The following is a 16,088-nucleotide window of genomic DNA, read 5'->3' as shown; positions in this document are numbered from 1 at the left end:
GGTACGAGGTTGGTGAGCGAGTTCGCCCAGGTCAGCCCTGGCGTGCGGTGTACAGGCGGGCCGTGACGACGGCCCTGCGGACGTCGTCGCGGGGGAGCAGCAGCAGCGCGTGCTCGTGGATCGCGATGTCGCCGGGGCAGCGCTGGCCGAAGGCGACGGCGTGCTCGGCCCGGTCGCTGTTGAGCACCGCGTTGCGGATGCCCACGTCGAGGTGCGCGCGCCACTGTTCGACACCGGGCAGGTCGGACCCGGGCAGCAGCGGCCCGCGGTAGAGCCACAGCGCGGAGGTGAGGTCGCCGCCCTCGATCGCGGCGAGCAGGTCGACCGCGTCGCAGGACACCGGACCGGTGAGCATGTAGCGCCGGTTGGCGATCTCGCCGCGGGTGGCCCGGCGCAGGTGCGAGACATCGGCTTTGAGCGTGTTGAGCGATACCGCGCGGTCGCCGTAGACCGCGGCGTGCAGTTGTTCGGGCGTGTAGCCCTCGGGTTCGAGCGCCAGCAGGGCCAGGATCTCCAGCTGGCGCGGCGGTAGTGGCACCGGCCTGCCGTCGCGCAACAGCCGTGCTGCGCCGAGACATTCGAGCCGGACGCCGGGGGCGGGCGCCGGCGCCTCGGCGCGCAGCATCGTCTCGACCGCGGTGACCAGGGCCCGCACCGAGGTCATCACCATCGGATGGGAGCGTTCCCAGGTGGAGGACAGATCGAGGACACCCACCTGTCGGCCGTCGGGGCCGTGGATGGGCGCGGAGTAGCAGACCCAGCCGTGCAGCGCGGCGACCAGGTGTTCGGCGGAGAAGACGGTGACGGCCTTGTCGTCGTGCAGCGCCAGCGACAGGCCGTTGGTGCCCATGTGGCTCTCGTCCCACACCCCGCCGGGCGCGAAGTTCACCGCCTCACCCTGGCGGCGCAGGGTCCGATCGCCCGCGGTCCACAGGATGGTGCCCGATTCGTCGCTGACGACGGCCAGATAGCCGGATTCCTCGGCCATGCCGCGCAGTTGCCCGGCGAGTTCGGTGACCGGCCTGCGCAGCGGCGACTCCGACCAGCGGTCGCTGATGTCGTTGAAACCGGGGGCGACGGTCTGCGCCGGGTCGACGGTGTGCAGCGACCGCTGCCACGACTTGGCGACCTCCTCGCGCACCGGCCCGGTGTCGCGGGGCAAGTGCAGCGGGCGCGAGGGCGCGGCCAGCTTGTTCCACTGCTTCTCGAGCGCGCCGCGATAGTCCGAGAGCCGGTCCGGCCTGGGCGAGCCGGCGATCGGGTCGTCGTGTGCGCCCACGTTCACTCCCTGCTCGTCGGTGGCGCCTACCTGTCTATCAGCTGGGCCACCGCGGTGTGCACCGTTTCCCGGAGGACGACCGGGTCGCCGGTGCATGCCCTGTCGTGGCGGCTTGACGCCGCCGTGGCCGGCTATTTGTTCAGGAACAGCCCGGGGATGTCGGCGTTCTTGATCGGGGTGTCGATATTGCGCTGGCCCGCGCACAGCAGGTCGACCTGCACGATCATCGAGTCGACCTGGGCGCCCGACGGTGCGGAGCCGTTGCGCTCCTCCATCGCCTTGGCGATGGTGATCCGCTTGGTGTCGGACTCCTGGTTGATGTAGTCGCGGCAGGTGGTGTCGCCGCCCTGGTTGAGCACCTTCTCGACCTCGGCGCAGCCGCTCGCCAGTGCCGCCAGCACCGCGACGCCGACGGCGACGGCACCGGTTCGGGTGGTGGCGTGCATGGTTCCTCCTGAGGGTCGCGCCGCGCGGGTGCGCGTCGAGTGGGCTCCAGCCTAGGCGGTCGGTCTCAGCCGCGGTGGATCCGCAGCGGAACGAGCAGTTCGGCGGCGGTGAGCGAGCCGTGATGGCCCACCATCATCGACTGGAGCGGTTCGGCGCCGGACCGGATCACCCCGGCGTCCCCGCGCGCCGCCACGACCAGATCGCCGATCCGGTAGGCGGATTCGGCGGTGACCGTCGGCCCGAACCAGCCCGCCTCGATCGCCGCGGCGCGGGTGTGGATCAGGAAGTCGGCGCCGAGCACGTCCGCCCAGGTGTCGGCCACATCGGCGGTCGCGCCGTCGGCGGTGTAGACGTGCCGGGCACGGGGTTCGCCGGCGAGCTCGGCGACGCCCGCGGACAGGTGCGGGTGGGTGTCGAAGTCGATCCGCTCGGTGAGTTCGACCATGCCGTGGTCGGCGGTGACGATCAGCGCCGAGCGGGCGGGCAGGCGCGCGGCCAGTTCGGCGGCGATCCGGTCGACGTGGGCGAGCTCGAAGCGCCAGGCCCGCGAGGCGGGACCCCGCGCGTGCCCGGTCGTGTCGAGTTCCGAATGGTAGGTGTAGACCAGGGTTTTCGGGGCCGAGCCGAGCGCGTCGAGCACGCCGTCGATCAGGTCGCCGACGGAGAAGGTCGCCCGGAATCCGCCGCCGCGCCACCCGGCCCTGGTCAGGCCCGAGCCGTCCTGGTAGCCGGGCGCGACCTGGATCGCGGCGACGCCCGCGGCGGCGGCGCGCTGGAAGACGGTGGGGTGCGGCTGGATTCGTTCCGGCGGGAAGGTGGCGAGGGCGTCGATCTTGGGGCCCGCGCCGTTGAGCTGCCAGCGCAGGCTGTTGAACAGCCGCTGCTCCTCGGGCAGGCGCAGCAGATAGCCGACGATGCCGTGCTCGCCCGGCGGCAGGCCGGTGCCCAGGGTGGTGAGGCTGGTGGCCGTGGTGCTCGGGAAGCCCGCGGTCATGGTGGCGGGCGGCAGGCTCGACAGGAACGGCGCGATGTCGGCGTGCTCGGCCAGCGCCTGCGCGCCGAGCCCGTCGACGAGCAGCACGCACACGTGGTCGACGTCGAGATCGAGGCCGAGCCGGTCGGTCTCGCCGTCGACGCCGAGGCAGGCCAGGGCCGAGGGAAGGAGGTCGGCGAGGGAGGACTCGCCGTAGCGCGGGGTCAGCAAGAGTTGGTCGTTCACGCCTGTCCGGTTTCGAATCGGCTGATCAGTCCGTCGCGCAGGACGAACCGCCAGGTGGTCCGCATCGAGCCCCAGCGGCTGTTGGTGTAGTCGGCGGTGAGCTCGAGGCCGTCACCGTCGACCGACTCGACCGCCAGTCGGCCGTTGCTGCTGAAGATCTCGGCCTCGGTCCACTGCGCGAGGTCGCGTTCGACCCCGTCGTCGGACATGGTCGCGTCCTCGGTCAGCACGCCGTAGAAGCGGTCGGCGTCCTGGGCGTTGAGCGCGTCGACGAACGCTTCGACCACGGGATCGAGTTTCGCGGTGGCAGACATCGGCTCTCCTGCTCGGGTGACACACGACGGATGACGGTGCACCCCACTGTAGGTGAGCGCGCGGGCTCGGCCGGGGGAATACGCGATGGCGCGTCAGGCGCCGGTGGAGTGGGCGGCGACGAGGTCGGCGAAGGCCCGCATGATGGTGTCGACGAGGACGGGCGCGGTGGTGCCCATCTGCTCGCTGCGCTTGACCAGGTGCCCGTCCAGCCACAGCGAGGCCAGGCCGTGGGCCAGGCCCCACCAGGCGACGGTGAGGGTCTCGGCGCGGTCGGCGGGCAGCACGCCCGCCGCGACGGCCTCGTCGATCGTGTCGGCCAGGACGTGGAAGGCGGTGTCGCCCGCGTCGCCCGCGTCGGGGTGTTTCTCGGGCTGGGACAGCTCGGGCCGGAACATCAGCCGGAACTGCGCCGGGTGGTCGCGGGAGAACCGCACGTAGGCCTCGGCGAGCGCGGTGAGCGCGTCGAGCGGGGAGCCCGCCGCGGCCTTGGTCGCGGTGAGGTCGGCGGCGAGCCGCTCGAAGCCGTCCACCGACAGGGCCGACAGCAGCGCGGCGCGGTCGGCGAAGTGGTGGTACGGCGCACCGCTGCTGACCCCGGCCTCGCGGGCGACGCGACGCAGGCTGACCGCGGCCAGGCCCTCGCTCTCGATCAGGCGCAGGCAGGCGTCCATCAGCGTGGCCCGCAGGTCGCCGTGGTGGTAACGGGTGCGCTTCACCCTCCGAGCGTAAGCGAGACGCTCACGGGAATCGGCACTGGACAGGAAATCTATGCAGTGTTTAGATTATTTGAGCACCGCTCAGATGGGCGGGTGCCCCCCCGAAGGACGAAGGGTGAACACCATGACCACTCGGGTATTGGTCACCGGCGCGACAGGTTTCGTGGCCGGCCACTGCATCGCCGAATTGCTCGAGCACGGCTACGCCGTCCGCGGCACCGTGCGTGACCTCGACGCGCACGCCCGACGTGCGCACCTGACCGAGCTCGCCCGCCGCACCGGCGGTGAGCTCGAGTTCGTCGCCGCCACCCTGGACGACGACGCGGGCTGGGCCGAGGCGGTGGCGGACTGCGACACCGTGCTGCACGTCGCCTCGCCGTTCCCGTCCGCGCCGCCGGACGACGAACAGGCGCTGATCGGCCCCGCCGTCGACGGCACCCTGCGGGTGCTGCGCGCCGCCGCGGCCGCGGGCGTGCGGCGCGTGGTCCTCACCTCGTCGGTCGCCGCGGTGGCCTACGGGCACGACACCGATGCCGTCCGGACCGAGGCCGACTGGTCGGTGGTCGAGCGGGTTCCGGCGTATCAGAAGAGCAAGACCCTCGCCGAGCGCGCCGCCTGGGACTATGTCGCATCACTCGACGGCGGACTCGAACTCGTCTCCGTGAATCCCGGCATGGTGCTCGGCCCGCTGCTCGACGCGACGACCAGCACCTCGCACGAACCGATCCGCCGGCTGCTCACCCGCGATGTGCCGGGCTCGGTGCGCACCGGCTGGACCCCGGTCGACGTGCGCGACCTGGCCGTCGCGCACCGGCTGGCGATGGAAGTGCCCGCCGCGGTGGGCAACCGGTACATCTGCGCGGACGAGCCGCTGTGGATGGGCGAGCTGGCCGCGATTCTCGACCGGCAATTCGCCCCGCAGGGCTTCCGGGTGCCGACCCGGGTGCTGCCGAACTGGCTGGTGCGGCTGGTCGCGGTGTTCGACAAGAGCGTCGCGCTGACCATCCCGGTGCTCGGCCGCACCGAGAACGTCAGCGCCGACAAAGCCCGGCGCGAACTGGGCTGGACCATGCGCCCGATCGAGGACACCATCCGCGACACCGCCGACAGCCTGATCGCCTTCGGCATCGTCACCGCGCCCGGTGCGCGCCGGGCGGCAACCGCCGCACCGGCCGGAACCCGGTGAGCGGGAGGAGAAGACGATGCTGATCACCGCCCTCGTCCTCACCCTCGTCGGTGTCCTCCGCCGGAGCCTGCGTGGTCGCGCGCCAGGTGACGCACGGTCCACCGAGCGGATGCCGGTGCGACATCGCGTCGAGCGCGTGACCGCCGCGGCACGGCGCACGGCGACGCGCATGGTGCGGGAACCCCTGCCCGCGCTGTCGGCGGCGGTGGCCGGCCTGGGACTCGCCGTGGTCGGCACCCACCTGGCCTGTTCCGGAACGGCCTGAGAGTCAGCGCCATTCCTGGCGCTGGAGATCCAGGATCACCGGGCGCATGAGGGTCGATACCTGCGGGTCGACCGCCCGGCGGTCCGGCGGGAACACGGTAGCGGCGGTGAGGGTGCGGTCGTCGAGGGAGCGCAGCGGGCCGGGGGAGCGCAGGGCCGGGGCCGGGGCTGCGCCGACGGCGGCGAGGACGAAGCCCCAATCGCCGAAGCTCGGGACGTCCACGTGGTACGGCGTGGTGCGCAGCCCGGCCGCGCGGAGGGTGGCGTCGATGGTCCAGAACGAGCGCGGGGCGAAGAACGGCGACCCGGACTGCACCACCAGCCGGGCGCCGGGCGCCAGCACGTTCGCGGTCATCGCGTAGAACTCCTGCGAGTACAGCTTCGCGACCGAGGTCTGATCCGGGTCGGGCAGGTCGACGATCACCGCGTCGAAAAGACCGGGGGCACCGCGTAACCAGGTGAACGCGTCGGCGGTGACCACCCGCACCCTGGGGTCGTCGAAGGAACGCTGGTTGAGCGTGGTGAGGCGCTCGTCGGCGCGGGCGAGCTCGATCATCGCCGGATCGAGCTCGACCAGCGTCACCTCGGCGACATCGGGGTACCGCAGGATCTCCCGCAGCGCCAGGCCGTCACCACCGCCGAGCACCAGCACCGAGCGGTGCGCGCCCGCCAGCACCGGATGCACCAGCGCCTCGTGGTACCGGTACTCGTCGACCGAGGAGAACTGCAGTCCGCCGTTGAGATAGAGCCGGGTGTCGGTAGTGCCGAACGGCGAGAACGACTCGGTGAGCACGATCTGCTGATACGGCGTGCGGGTCTGCCACACGATCGGATGCGCGAACAGCGCCTGCTGGGCGGTGGCCTCGAACCGGTCGGCGTAGAGATAGGTGCTCGTGAGCCCGCTCGCGACGACGACCGTCGCGACCACCAGCACGCGGCGGGCGGTGCGGGTCATCTGCGCGCGAAAGAAGAAGAACGCCAACGCCAGTCCGGCGGCGGCGTTCACCACGCCGACCACGAGACTGCCGCGGATCTGCCCGAACACCGGCAGCAGCAGGAACGGGAAGGCCAGCCCGCCCAGCAGCGCGCCGACGTAATCCGCGGCGAACAGGTCCGCGACCGCGCCGCTGGCCTCCTGCCTGCGGATCTGCTGGAGCAACTCCATCAGCAGCGGGATCTCGGCGCCGATCAGCATGCCGATCACCGCCGCCGCCAGCACCAGGGTCCCGGTGTAGACATTGAGCCAGGCGTAGCTGGCGTACAGCGCCGCCACCGACAGCCCGCCGATCACGGCCAGCGCCAGTTCGACCGCAACGAACGCGGCCGCGGCCTGGCGGCGCAGCGGTTTCGCGGCCAGCGCGCCCACACCCATCGCGCACACCATCACGCTCAACGTGATCGAGGCTTGTGCCGCGGTGTCACCGATCAGATAACTGCCGAGGGTGACCAGCGACAGCTCGTACACCAGACCGCAGGCCGCGCAGACGAACACGGTCGCCAGCAGCGCCGCCCTGGCCAGGCGGTGCACCGGCATCAGGTCAGGCCCGCGGCCACCACCAGCGCGACCGCGACATGCGCCGACGCCGTGACCCACACCGCCGGATGCGGTTCCGGATCGGCGACGACGGCCCGGAAGTCGCCCGGGGTGAGCGCGTCGAGCAGGACGAACGCCAGGGCCATCGCGGCCAGGCCGATCACCCCGTAGATCGCGCTCGCCAGCAGTGCCTGCAGGATCTTGCCCTCGGAGGTCCAGATGGCGGTGGCCACGATGATCCCCACGCCGAACAGGTTCGACGCGAGCAGCGTCGCGGCGTTGCGGTTGCGCTCGAGCCAGATCTGGGCGCGCAGATCACCGGGGGTGAGCAGGTCGACGACGCCGAAACCGACGGCCATCAACACGATTCCCACCGCGGAGTAGGCGAGCGCGGCACCCGCGTCCGCCGCCAGGTCGGCGAGCATGTGTGTCCTCCTGTGCTGTGTGACGATGTACTACTTGCCGCCCTGGTCGCTGCCGCCGCCGCGGAAGTCGCCCGCCGCGGAACCGCTGTTCCAGCCGTAGGTGCTGGTGTGCGTGTGATGGCGGCGGGTGCCGTTGGCGAGGCTGTCGACCAGCACCAGCGAACCGCCCGCGTGCGGCGACACCGCGACGAGGTCCTTGTCGAAGCGCAGGTAGTGGTTGTCGCCGGTATTGCGGCGATCGCGGGGGTCGGTGGCCTTGGCGATGGCCGCGGCAACGGCGGCGGGCGCGGCGGCCGCGGTGAAGGCGATGCCGTCGTTGACCTGATCGAGCTGGCGGGCCCGCTGATAGCGCTCGGCCACGAACTCGCGCGGATTCTCGTCCCTGGTCACCACGACCACCACGATCACGGCGACGATGGCGACGACCACGGCGCAGACCCCCGCCACGATCCATCTGGTGCGATTCATCGTCACGCTGTGCGAAACCCTCCCCGTACAAAAACTGGGCGGACTGTATCACCCGGCACGGGCGCATCGAAAACCGTTGCGCCCGTCGCGCGCTGGTCAGTCGGCGGCGGGAAGCCAGTCGCGGGCCGGATCGTATTCCAGCCAGCGGCGTTCGCCCGCCGTCCGCACCAGGGCGGCGAGCAGGGCGTCCACCTGCGGCGATGAGGGGCCGGTGCGCCAGATCAGCGACCACGCGTAGAGCGGTGTCGGATCGACCAGCGGGATCGCGCGAACACCGGGGACCTCGGGCGTCTCGACGTCGGCGGGCAGCAGCACGAAGCCGCGGGGATCGGCGGCGAGCGCGGACAGCAGCGGGGCCAGGCCGAGATTCGGGGTGGCGCGGTGTTCGCCGATCTGAAAACGCTCGGCGAAGCGGGCCAGGAAATCGAGGCGGTCCAGGGCCGCCGGCATGTGCAGGACGCTGTCGCGCAGCTGGTCTGGACGCAGTTCGGGCGCGGCGGCCAGCGGATGGTCCGCGCCGAGCAAGACGTCGACCGGTTCGAGGCGGATCAGCCGATGGGTCAGGCCGGGCGGCAGCGGGGGATGGACCCGGCCGAATCCCGCGTCGATATCGCCGTGCGCGAGCGCGGCGGCGACGGCGGGTAGGTCACGACCGTGCCCGGGTTCCAGCGGTGGCGAGCCCGGTGCGGTGGCGAGCCCGGCGAGCGTGCGCAGCGGTGCGTAGAGGTGGCCCCACACGTCCACGCGCACGGGACGCTGTTCGTCGAGCAGCGCGGCGACGGCCCGATCGTTGGCGTCGAGGGTGTCCTGCGCGCCCGGCAGGAAGCGGGCGCCGTCCTCGGTGAGCCGCACGCCCTGATGGTCGCGGTCCAGCAGTCGCACGCCGAGGGTCGATTCCAGCCGCGCCACCCGTTTGGACAGCGCCTGCTGACTCAGCCCGAGCGCCGCCGCGGCGTGCCCGAAATGCCGTTCCTCGGCGACGAACACGAACGCGCGCACCGTCGCGAGATCCAGATCCACAGTCGTCCACCCTAGCCGGAGAGCCGTACTGCCAGCGGCGACAACCGATCGTTGTCGAGAGCGTCACCGGGTTGTTGGCCGGTCGGTGCGGGGCGGCGGTTCGCTGGGGTCATGCAGCGTTTGATTCCGACAGGCGACCCGCAGCGGCCGGTCGCGTTCACCGAGGCGGCCGAACCCGTGCCGCGGCCCGACGAGGCGCTGGTGCGCGTCGCGGCCTTCGCCCCGAACCGGGGTGAGACGTTCCTGTTGGAGGATCCGCGCCCGGAGCTGTTGCCGGGCAAGGACATCGCGGGACTGGTCGTGCAGGCGGCGGCCGACGGCTCGGGTCCGTCGATGGGGACCCGGGTGGTCGGCCATCCGGCGCTCGGCGGCTGGGCCGACTACGTGGCGGTGCCCACCGACGCGCTCGCCGTGCTGCCCGACGCGCTCGACGTGGTGACGGCGGCCGCCCTGCCGCTGGCCGGGATCACCGCCCTGCGGTTGCTACGGGCGGCGGGCCCGGTGGCGGGTGCGCGCATCCTGCTGACCGGGGCCTCCGGCGGGGTGGGCCACTACGTCACCGAGCTGGCCGCCGCCGCGGGCGCCGACGTCACCGTCCTCACCGCGACGCCCGAACGGGGCGAGCGCCTGTCCACGCTCGGCGCGACCCGGGTGGTGCACGAGATCGCCGCCGCGGCAGGCCCGTTCGACCTCGTGCTCGAGTCGATCGGCGGTGCCGCGACGGCCGCGAGCCTGGCGCTGCTACGGCCCGGTGGCACCCTGATCTGGTTCGGTCAGGCCAGTCGGACCCCGGTCACGCTGAACTTCTTCGACTTCTTCGCCGGGCCGGAGAACGCGACGATCCGCCACTTCCATTACGCGGGCGGACCCTACGGACGCGATCTCGCCACCCTGGTGCGGCTGGTCGCCGAGGGGCGGTTGCACCCCGAGATCGGCGTGGTCGCCGACTGGTCGGAGACCGCGCGCGTGCTCGTCGACCTGCGGGAGCGCCGGGTGCGCGGCAAGGCCGTCCTGACCACGAGCGCGGGCCGATGAGCGCCGAACTGGTCGACACCCTGTTCAGCCGGGCCACCGCGGCGGGCATCGATCCGCACGACTACCGGCGGGTCTGCGCCGATATCGGCACGCCCGCCGACTGGGCGCCCACCTGCGTGGCGGCCGCCGACCGTCACCGGAACACCCCCGGCTCGGCGATCACGCGCGGCCACCACCTGCTCCTGGCGGCCCGCTGGTCGCATCTGGCGACCCTGGTGCCCGACGACGGACACGCGGCCGCCGCGGCGGCGGCGGATGCGGCTGCCGAACAGGGCTACTCCCTGCTGGATCCGACCACCCGGCGGTGTAGCGGCCCCGGTTTCACGGGCATCCTGCGCGGGCCCGCCGCCGCCGGCACGGTGATCGTGGTGCCCGGCCTCGACTCCAGCAAGGACGAATTCCATGTCCTCGCCGACGCGCTCGTGGCCCGCGGCCTCCGGGTTCTCGCCCTGGACGGTCCCGCGCAGGGGGCCGCTGTCGCCACCTCGACGCTGGACCTGGACTACCCGGCGGTCGTCGCCGCGGCGATCGACACGCTGGGTGTCGCACGGGTCGGCGTCGTCGGTCTCAGCCTCGGCGGCTTCTATGTCGCGGCGGCCGCGGCCCGCGACCCACGCATCGTCGTGGCCGCCACCGTGAGCGGACCCTACCGACTGGACTGGCGGCACCTGCCCGACCCCGTCCGCGACCTGATGACCCGCCGGGCCGGATCGCGAACCGCCGCCGAGGCTTTCGCCGCGACCGTCGACCTCACCGACCTGGCACCGCGCGTGCGCTGCCCGCTGCTGGTGGTCGACGGCGGCGACGACGTGATCCCCGGCGTCACCGACGGCGCCGCCCTGGCCAACGCCGCACCGCAGGGCCGCTACCTCCGTATTCCCGGCGGTGACCACCTCGTCGGCAACCACCGGTCGGCCTGGCTGCACACCGTCGCCGACCATCTCACCGAAGGACTCGCATGAACCGCTACACCGACCGCGTCGCCCTCGTCACCGGCGGCACCAGCGGCATGGGCCTGGCCACCGCGCGCAGGCTGATCGCCGAAGGCGCCCAGGTGATCGTCACCGGCCGCACCGAGGACCGGGTACGCGCCGCAGCCGCCGACCTGGGACCGCGGGCCACCGGAATCGCCGCCGACACGGCCGATCTCGACGCACTGGACGCGCTGACCGACACGCTCACGGCCCGCTTCGGGCGGCTCGATCTGGTCTTCGCCAACGCGGGCGCAGGCACCTTCGCGCCGTTTCCCGAGATCACCGAGGAGGTGTTCGACCACGCGGTCGCGGTGAACCTCAAAGGCGTCTTCTTCACCATCCAGAAGACGCTGCCGCTGCTGGCCGCGGGCGGGTCGGTCGTACTCAACGCGTCGTGGACCCTGCACCGTGCCGACAGCGCGCTCACCCTCTACGCCGCGACCAAGGCCGCCGTGCACAACCTGGCCCGCACCCTGGCCACCGAACTCGGTCCGCGCGGGATCCGGGTGAATTCGATCAGCCCCGGCTATATCGATACCCCCATGTCCGCGGCCGCGATGACCGAGGACTTCGCGGCCGTGGCGGCGGGCCGGGTGGTGGCGGGCCGGTTCGGCACGGCCGAGGAGGTCGCCGCCCTGGTCGCCTTCCTCGGATCGGCCGAGGCATCCTATGTCACCGGGCAGGACATCATCGTCGACGGCGGCCTGGTGGCGGCCTATCCGGGCTGACCGGGCTTGCGCCAGACCAGGGTGTAGCGCCACATCAGGCGCCGGCGGATCTGCGCGCCCGGCAGCAGTTCACCGGTCACCGAACGGATCTCGGCCAGCGTTTCCCTCGGGTCGCGGACCGTGGCGTTCGGGCCGCCCAGCGAGCCACGGCGCCACCAGTCCAGGCCGCGGATCGCGGGCAGCAGCGGGAGGTAGTGGATGTCGGTGAGGGGGTGCATCTTCCAGAGGCCGACCACCGCGAGGGTGCCGCCCGGGGCGACGAGGTGACGCAGGGCGGCGACGCCGTCGCGGACGGGAACATGGTGCAGGGTGGCGACGGCGGTGACCATGTCGAAGGTGTCGTCGAGATCGCGGAAGTCGGCCTGTTCGAGGTGCACGTTGGGGGCGGCGGGCGCGGTGGCGATGACCTCGTCGTCGATGTCGACGCCGAGGACGGCGTCGCAGCGGGTGGCGAGTTTGCGGGCGAGCAGGCCGTCGCCGCACCCGATGTCGAGCGCGGTGCGGGCGTGGGCCGGGACCTGATCGAGGATCCAGGGGTGGTACTGCGTGTTGTGATTCCAGTAGGGGTCGGTCGACATGTCACGACAACGGCCGGGATCACGCGGGGGTTCCGGCCGGGAAACCCCGCCGCGCGCAGGCAGTTTCGGTGACCTAGCCGCGACCGGCCGCGAAACCGGCCAGCCAGCCGGGGAACTGGGTGAGGTCGTCGAGGACGACGTCGGCGCCGGCGGCCCGCAAGCCGTCGGCGTCGTACGGGCCGGTCGTCACGCCGACGGCCAGGACGTCGGCCGCTTTCGCGCCACGCATGTCACCGGCGTGGTCGCCGACGAAGACCGCCGCGGACTCGGCCCGCAGGACCTCGGCCTTGGCGGTGGACCAGAGATCACCGGCGAGGCGGTCGACCTCCCAGCCGAGGTGGTCCAGGTGCAGCCGCGCGTTCGGCTCGTACTTACCGGTGACGACCAGCGTCCGGCCGCCACCGGCGCGCACGGCGTCGAGCGCGGCCGTCGCGCCGGGCAGGGCGGGGATGTGCGGGACGACGTCGGGGTAGAGCGCGCGGAACCGGGTGACCAGGTGGGGGATCAGATCGTCGGGCGCGCCCGCGTCGGCGAGCAAGGTGGCCAGCGGCGGTCCGAGGTGGTCGGCGAAGTGGCTGCCCACCATCGGCAGGTCGAATTCCCGCGCCAGGGTGTCGATCGCGACGGCGACGCCGGGACGCGAATCGATGAGGGTCATGTCCAGATCGAAACCGACGGTGAGGGTCACGAGCCGAGCGTATCGGGATCCGGTCGAATCCCGCGCTGACGGGCTGATTCACGTGGAACGGCGCGTGCACTCACTGCCGAAAATGCTTGGGGGAGTGCGATTGTGCGATGCGCTGCGTGTATCACCGCAGGCAGTGCAAGAAGTATGGCGGTTTCGTAGTGAACGAGAGCCGGTGCGGTCCCGGGCATATTCGGCGGTGTCGGCGGGAGGAATCGTCGGTCACCAGCAGTGGGCGCAAAGATGCATCGACTGCCATCGCGAAGGCGCGACCGTGCCGTGGCCGATGGTGGCTGGGGGCGATGCACACGGCTCCGGGGAGACATCCGGGGTGCGGACAAACCAATGGCAAGGAGGGAAAACCACCCCTTGCCACACTCAATTTATAACCCACCCCGGGGCTTGCGGCAAGACCCCCGTCCTCCTGCACAATCGCCTGCCGAAGCCATGACCAGCGAAAACAAGGGGGCATTGATGATCGACGTGATCGTCGCGGGCGGCGGACCGACCGGGGTGATGCTGGCGGGCGAGCTGCGGTTGCACGGCGTCCGGACGCTGGTGCTGGACCGGGATCCGGCGCCGACCCCGGTGGTGCGGGCGATGGGCTTGCACGCGCGCAGTCTCGAGATTCTGGGGCAGCGCGGCCTGCTGGACCGATTCCTCGCCGTCGGGACGACGCACCCGCTCGGCGGCTTCTTCGCCGGGATCGTGAAACCCCAGCCCACCGGCCTCGACACCACCCACCCGTACGTGCTCGGCATCCCGCAGCCGGTCACCGAGCGCCTGCTGACCGAGCACGCGCTGGCCCTCGGTGCGGAGATCCGGCGCGGTGCCGAGGTCGTCGGGCTGACGCAGGACGAGGACGGCGTCGATGTCGAGCTGGCCGACGGCACGCGGCTGCGCTCGCGCTACCTCGTCGGCTGCGACGGGGGCCGCAGCACCGTGCGCAAGCTGCTCGGCGTCGCCTTTCCCGGCGAACCCAGCCGGGTCGACACCCTACTGGGCGAGCTGCGGCTGACCGCGTCCCCGGAGACGCTGGCCGCGGTGAACGCCGAGGTGCGCAAGACACAGCTGCGCTTCGGCGCCATGCCGCTCGGTGCCGGCGTGTACCGCGTCGTCGTGCCCGCGGCCGGTGTCGCCGCGGACCGGACCGTCCCGCCGTCGTTCGAGGAGCTGCGACAGCAGCTGGTGGCCACCGCGGGCACCGACCTCGGCGCGCACGCGCCGCGCTGGCTGTCGCGCTTCGGTGACGCCACCCGGCTGGCCGAGAGCTATCGCGTCGGCCGGGTCCTGCTGGCGGGCGACGCCGCGCACATCCATCCACCGCTGGGTGGTCAGGGCCTGAATCTGGGTCTGCAGGACGCGGTCAACCTGGGCTGGAAACTGGCCGCGGCGGTCGCGGGCTGGGCGCCGACGGGCCTGCTCGAGAGCTACCAGGCCGAACGGCGTCCGGTGGCCGCCGACGTCCTGGACAACACCCGTGCGCAGATGGCGCTGGTCTCGCTCGACCCGGGCGCGCAGGCCGTGCGCAGGCTGCTGGCGGAGCTGATGGAGTTCGAGGAGGTGAACCGGTACCTGATCGAGAAGGTCGTCGCGATCGGGATCCGCTACGACGTCGGCGACGGGCACGAGCTCCTCGGCAGGCGGCTGCGCGACATCGCGCTGACGGACGGGCGCCTCTACGACCGCATGCATCCCGGGCGCGGGGTGCTGCTCGATCAGACCGGTCGGCTGTCGGTGGCGGGCTGGGCCGATCGGGTCGACCATGTGGTGGAGGTCAGCGCGGAACTAGATGTCCCCGCGGTGCTGCTGCGCCCCGACGGCCACGTCGCCTGGGCGGGGGTGGACCAGCACGACCTGCTGGTCCACCTGCCCCGCTGGTTCGGCGCGGCGCGCTGACCGTGCCGTCTCAGCTGCCGGCCGCCGCGGTGAACGGTGCCACCACCGGCACCGCGGCGGGCCGCGACGGATGCCGCCAGACGCCCTTGCGCTCCAGGATCGGCAGCACACCCTCGCCGAACCAGTACGCCTCCTCCAGGTGCGGATACCCGGACAGGATGAAATGGTCGATCCCGAGCGCGGCGTACTCGAGCAGCCGCTCGGCCACCTCCGCGTGCGACCCGACCAGGGCCGTGCCCGCGCCGCCGCGGACCAGCCCGACCCCGGCCCACAGATTGGGGGCGATCTCCAGGCCATCGGTACGCCCGTTGTGCAGCTGCGCCATCAGGCGCTGGCCCTCGGACTCGCTGTTGGCCAGGCTCGCCTGCACCCGCTCGATCTCACCCGGCGCGATGCCCGCCAGCAGCCGGTCGGCCTCGGCCCACGCCTCGGCGGCGGTGTCGCGGCTGATCACGTGGATGCGCAGACCGAAGTCGACGGTGCGGCCCTCGATCGCGGCCAGCCCACGGATCCAGTCCAGCTTCTTCGCCACCGCGTCCAGCGGTTCACCCCAGGTCAGGTAGGTGTCGGCATAGCGCGCCGCGATCGGGCCCGCCGGGCCGGAGGAGCCGCCGAAGAAGACCGGCGGAATCGGGTCGGGCCTGGCGCTGAGCAGCGCGTCGCGCACCCGCAGATGCTCACCGGTGAAGCTGATCGGCTCGGTCGACTCCCACAGCTCGCGCACGATGTGCAGGAACTCGCCGGTGCGGGCATAGCGCTGGGCCTTGTCCAGGAAGTCGCCGTAGGCCTGCTGTTCGCGCGGCTCGCCACCGGTGACGACATTGAGCAGCAGCCTGCCGCCGGAGTGGCGCTGGAAGGTCGCCGACATCTGCGCCGCCAGCGTGGGGCTGATCAGGCCGGGGCGCAACGCCACCAGGAACTTGAGCGTCTCGCTGGTCTGCACCAGCATGGCGGTGGTCAGCCAGGCGTCCTCGCACCAGGCGCCGGTGGGGGTCAGCACGCCCTCGAAACCGTTGTCCTCGGCCGCCGCGGTGAGCTGGTTGAGGTAGCGCAGGGTGGCCGGGCGATCACCGGACATGAAGCTGCCGTGTCCGCCGGCGACCAGCCCGCGCGAATCGCCGTATGTGGGCAGGAACCAGTGGAACGACAGTCCGCGCTCGGTCATGTCCGCCTTTTCGTCGTAGGGAGGGGAATCCGTCCTCGACTCTGACCGGCGAAGGCGACGGCGTCACGGATTCGGATCACCGTGCGCGCAACCCCCGACACGCCATGACGTGGCCCGACCGAACTAGACGTAACCATGCGAAACACGTAAC

18 protein-coding genes are annotated in these 16,088 nt (G+C 72.0%); 6 read left to right on the top strand and 12 right to left on the bottom strand.

The window, feature by feature from the left end; translation table 11 throughout:
- Positions 1–31 precede the first annotated feature (31 nt).
- The 5 genes from AB0H54_RS30990 to AB0H54_RS30970 form a co-directional block, all read right to left on the bottom strand.
- Complete coding sequence (locus AB0H54_RS30990) at positions 32–1,279, bottom strand: transcriptional regulator (protein ID WP_355280295.1); 1,248 nt, start codon at positions 1,277–1,279, stop codon at positions 32–34.
- A 131-nt stretch (positions 1,280–1,410) separates the two neighbouring features.
- Positions 1,411–1,725 (bottom strand): hypothetical protein, encoded by a 315-nt coding sequence (locus AB0H54_RS30985; RefSeq protein WP_355280297.1) that lies wholly within the window; start codon positions 1,723–1,725, stop codon positions 1,411–1,413.
- A gap of 65 nt (positions 1,726–1,790) precedes the next feature.
- Positions 1,791–2,945, bottom strand: a complete 1,155-nt coding sequence (locus AB0H54_RS30980) for an alkaline phosphatase family protein (protein WP_357350244.1) — start codon at positions 2,943–2,945, stop codon at positions 1,791–1,793.
- Positions 2,942–3,259: a nuclear transport factor 2 family protein gene (locus AB0H54_RS30975; RefSeq protein ID WP_357350242.1), complete on the bottom strand. Its 318-nt coding sequence runs from the start codon at positions 3,257–3,259 to the stop codon at positions 2,942–2,944. Before AB0H54_RS30975 ends, AB0H54_RS30980 begins: the two co-directional genes overlap by 4 nt.
- 93 nt (positions 3,260–3,352) lie before the next feature.
- A complete protein-coding gene (locus tag AB0H54_RS30970) occupies positions 3,353–3,976 on the bottom strand; it encodes a TetR/AcrR family transcriptional regulator (protein ID WP_357350240.1) in 624 nt (207 codons plus the stop codon).
- A 124-nt stretch (positions 3,977–4,100) separates the two neighbouring features.
- Here AB0H54_RS30970 and AB0H54_RS30965 point away from each other — a divergent pair, with 124 nt between their 5' ends.
- Together AB0H54_RS30965 and AB0H54_RS30960 are read left to right on the top strand one after the other, a co-directional pair.
- On the top strand, positions 4,101–5,162 hold the full coding sequence (locus AB0H54_RS30965) for an NAD-dependent epimerase/dehydratase family protein (protein ID WP_357350238.1): 1,062 nt from the start codon (positions 4,101–4,103) through the stop codon (positions 5,160–5,162).
- A 16-nt stretch (positions 5,163–5,178) separates the two neighbouring features.
- A complete protein-coding gene (locus tag AB0H54_RS30960; RefSeq protein ID WP_357350236.1) occupies positions 5,179–5,427 on the top strand; it encodes a hypothetical protein in 249 nt (82 codons plus the stop codon).
- Positions 5,428–5,430: 3 nt separating this feature from the next.
- Here AB0H54_RS30960 and AB0H54_RS30955 read toward each other — a convergent pair whose 3' ends face one another.
- The 4 genes from AB0H54_RS30955 to AB0H54_RS30940 form a co-directional block, all read right to left on the bottom strand.
- Positions 5,431–6,960 carry a polyamine aminopropyltransferase gene (locus AB0H54_RS30955; protein ID WP_357350234.1) on the bottom strand — a complete coding sequence of 510 codons (1,530 nt, stop codon included), beginning with the start codon at positions 6,958–6,960 and terminating at the stop codon, positions 5,431–5,433.
- Positions 6,960–7,385 (bottom strand): DUF350 domain-containing protein, encoded by a 426-nt coding sequence (locus tag AB0H54_RS30950; protein WP_355280310.1) that lies wholly within the window; start codon positions 7,383–7,385, stop codon positions 6,960–6,962. The genes AB0H54_RS30955 and AB0H54_RS30950 overlap by 1 nt, the downstream gene beginning before the upstream one ends.
- A 30-nt stretch (positions 7,386–7,415) precedes the next feature.
- Positions 7,416–7,853: a DUF4247 domain-containing protein gene (locus tag AB0H54_RS30945; RefSeq protein WP_357350232.1), complete on the bottom strand. Its 438-nt coding sequence runs from the start codon at positions 7,851–7,853 to the stop codon at positions 7,416–7,418.
- Positions 7,854–7,949: 96 nt separating this feature from the next.
- Positions 7,950–8,873 carry a LysR family transcriptional regulator gene (locus AB0H54_RS30940; protein WP_357350230.1) on the bottom strand — a complete coding sequence of 308 codons (924 nt, stop codon included), beginning with the start codon at positions 8,871–8,873 and terminating at the stop codon, positions 7,950–7,952.
- A gap of 111 nt (positions 8,874–8,984) precedes the next feature.
- Here AB0H54_RS30940 and AB0H54_RS30935 point away from each other — a divergent pair, with 111 nt between their 5' ends.
- Genes AB0H54_RS30935 through AB0H54_RS30925 form a run of 3 tightly spaced genes read left to right on the top strand, consistent with a single transcriptional unit; the run spans position 8,985 to position 11,610 of the window.
- Positions 8,985–9,908, top strand: a complete 924-nt coding sequence (locus tag AB0H54_RS30935; protein ID WP_357350228.1) for a zinc-binding dehydrogenase — start codon at positions 8,985–8,987, stop codon at positions 9,906–9,908.
- Positions 9,905–10,870: an alpha/beta fold hydrolase gene (locus AB0H54_RS30930; protein ID WP_357350227.1), complete on the top strand. Its 966-nt coding sequence runs from the start codon at positions 9,905–9,907 to the stop codon at positions 10,868–10,870. The genes AB0H54_RS30935 and AB0H54_RS30930 overlap by 4 nt, the downstream gene beginning before the upstream one ends.
- Complete coding sequence (locus tag AB0H54_RS30925) at positions 10,867–11,610, top strand: SDR family oxidoreductase (RefSeq protein ID WP_357350225.1); 744 nt, start codon at positions 10,867–10,869, stop codon at positions 11,608–11,610. Before AB0H54_RS30930 ends, AB0H54_RS30925 begins: the two co-directional genes overlap by 4 nt.
- On the opposite strand, the gene AB0H54_RS30920 is transcribed toward AB0H54_RS30925, so the two are convergent.
- Complete coding sequence (locus AB0H54_RS30920; RefSeq protein ID WP_357350223.1) at positions 11,598–12,188, bottom strand: class I SAM-dependent methyltransferase; 591 nt, start codon at positions 12,186–12,188, stop codon at positions 11,598–11,600. The genes AB0H54_RS30925 and AB0H54_RS30920 overlap by 13 nt on opposite strands.
- Positions 12,189–12,261: 73 nt before the next feature.
- Positions 12,262–12,876, bottom strand: a complete 615-nt coding sequence (locus AB0H54_RS30915; protein WP_357350221.1) for an HAD hydrolase-like protein — start codon at positions 12,874–12,876, stop codon at positions 12,262–12,264.
- Between the two features lie 471 nt (positions 12,877–13,347).
- Here AB0H54_RS30915 and rox point away from each other — a divergent pair, with 471 nt between their 5' ends.
- Entirely contained in the window at positions 13,348–14,772 is a 1,425-nt protein-coding gene (gene rox, locus AB0H54_RS30910; RefSeq protein WP_357350344.1) for a rifampin monooxygenase, read from the top strand.
- A 10-nt stretch (positions 14,773–14,782) separates the two neighbouring features.
- On the opposite strand, the gene AB0H54_RS30905 is transcribed toward rox, so the two are convergent.
- Positions 14,783–15,937, bottom strand: coding sequence for an LLM class flavin-dependent oxidoreductase (locus tag AB0H54_RS30905; RefSeq protein ID WP_357350219.1), 1,155 nt, complete (start codon positions 15,935–15,937; stop codon positions 14,783–14,785).
- Positions 15,938–16,088 lie beyond the last annotated feature (151 nt).

It is taken from the genome of Nocardia sp. NPDC050718, assembly GCF_040654235.1.
In the GTDB taxonomy this organism is placed as follows: Bacteria; Actinomycetota; Actinomycetes; order Mycobacteriales; family Mycobacteriaceae; genus Nocardia.
This window is presented reverse-complemented; position numbering and strand designations above follow the sequence as displayed.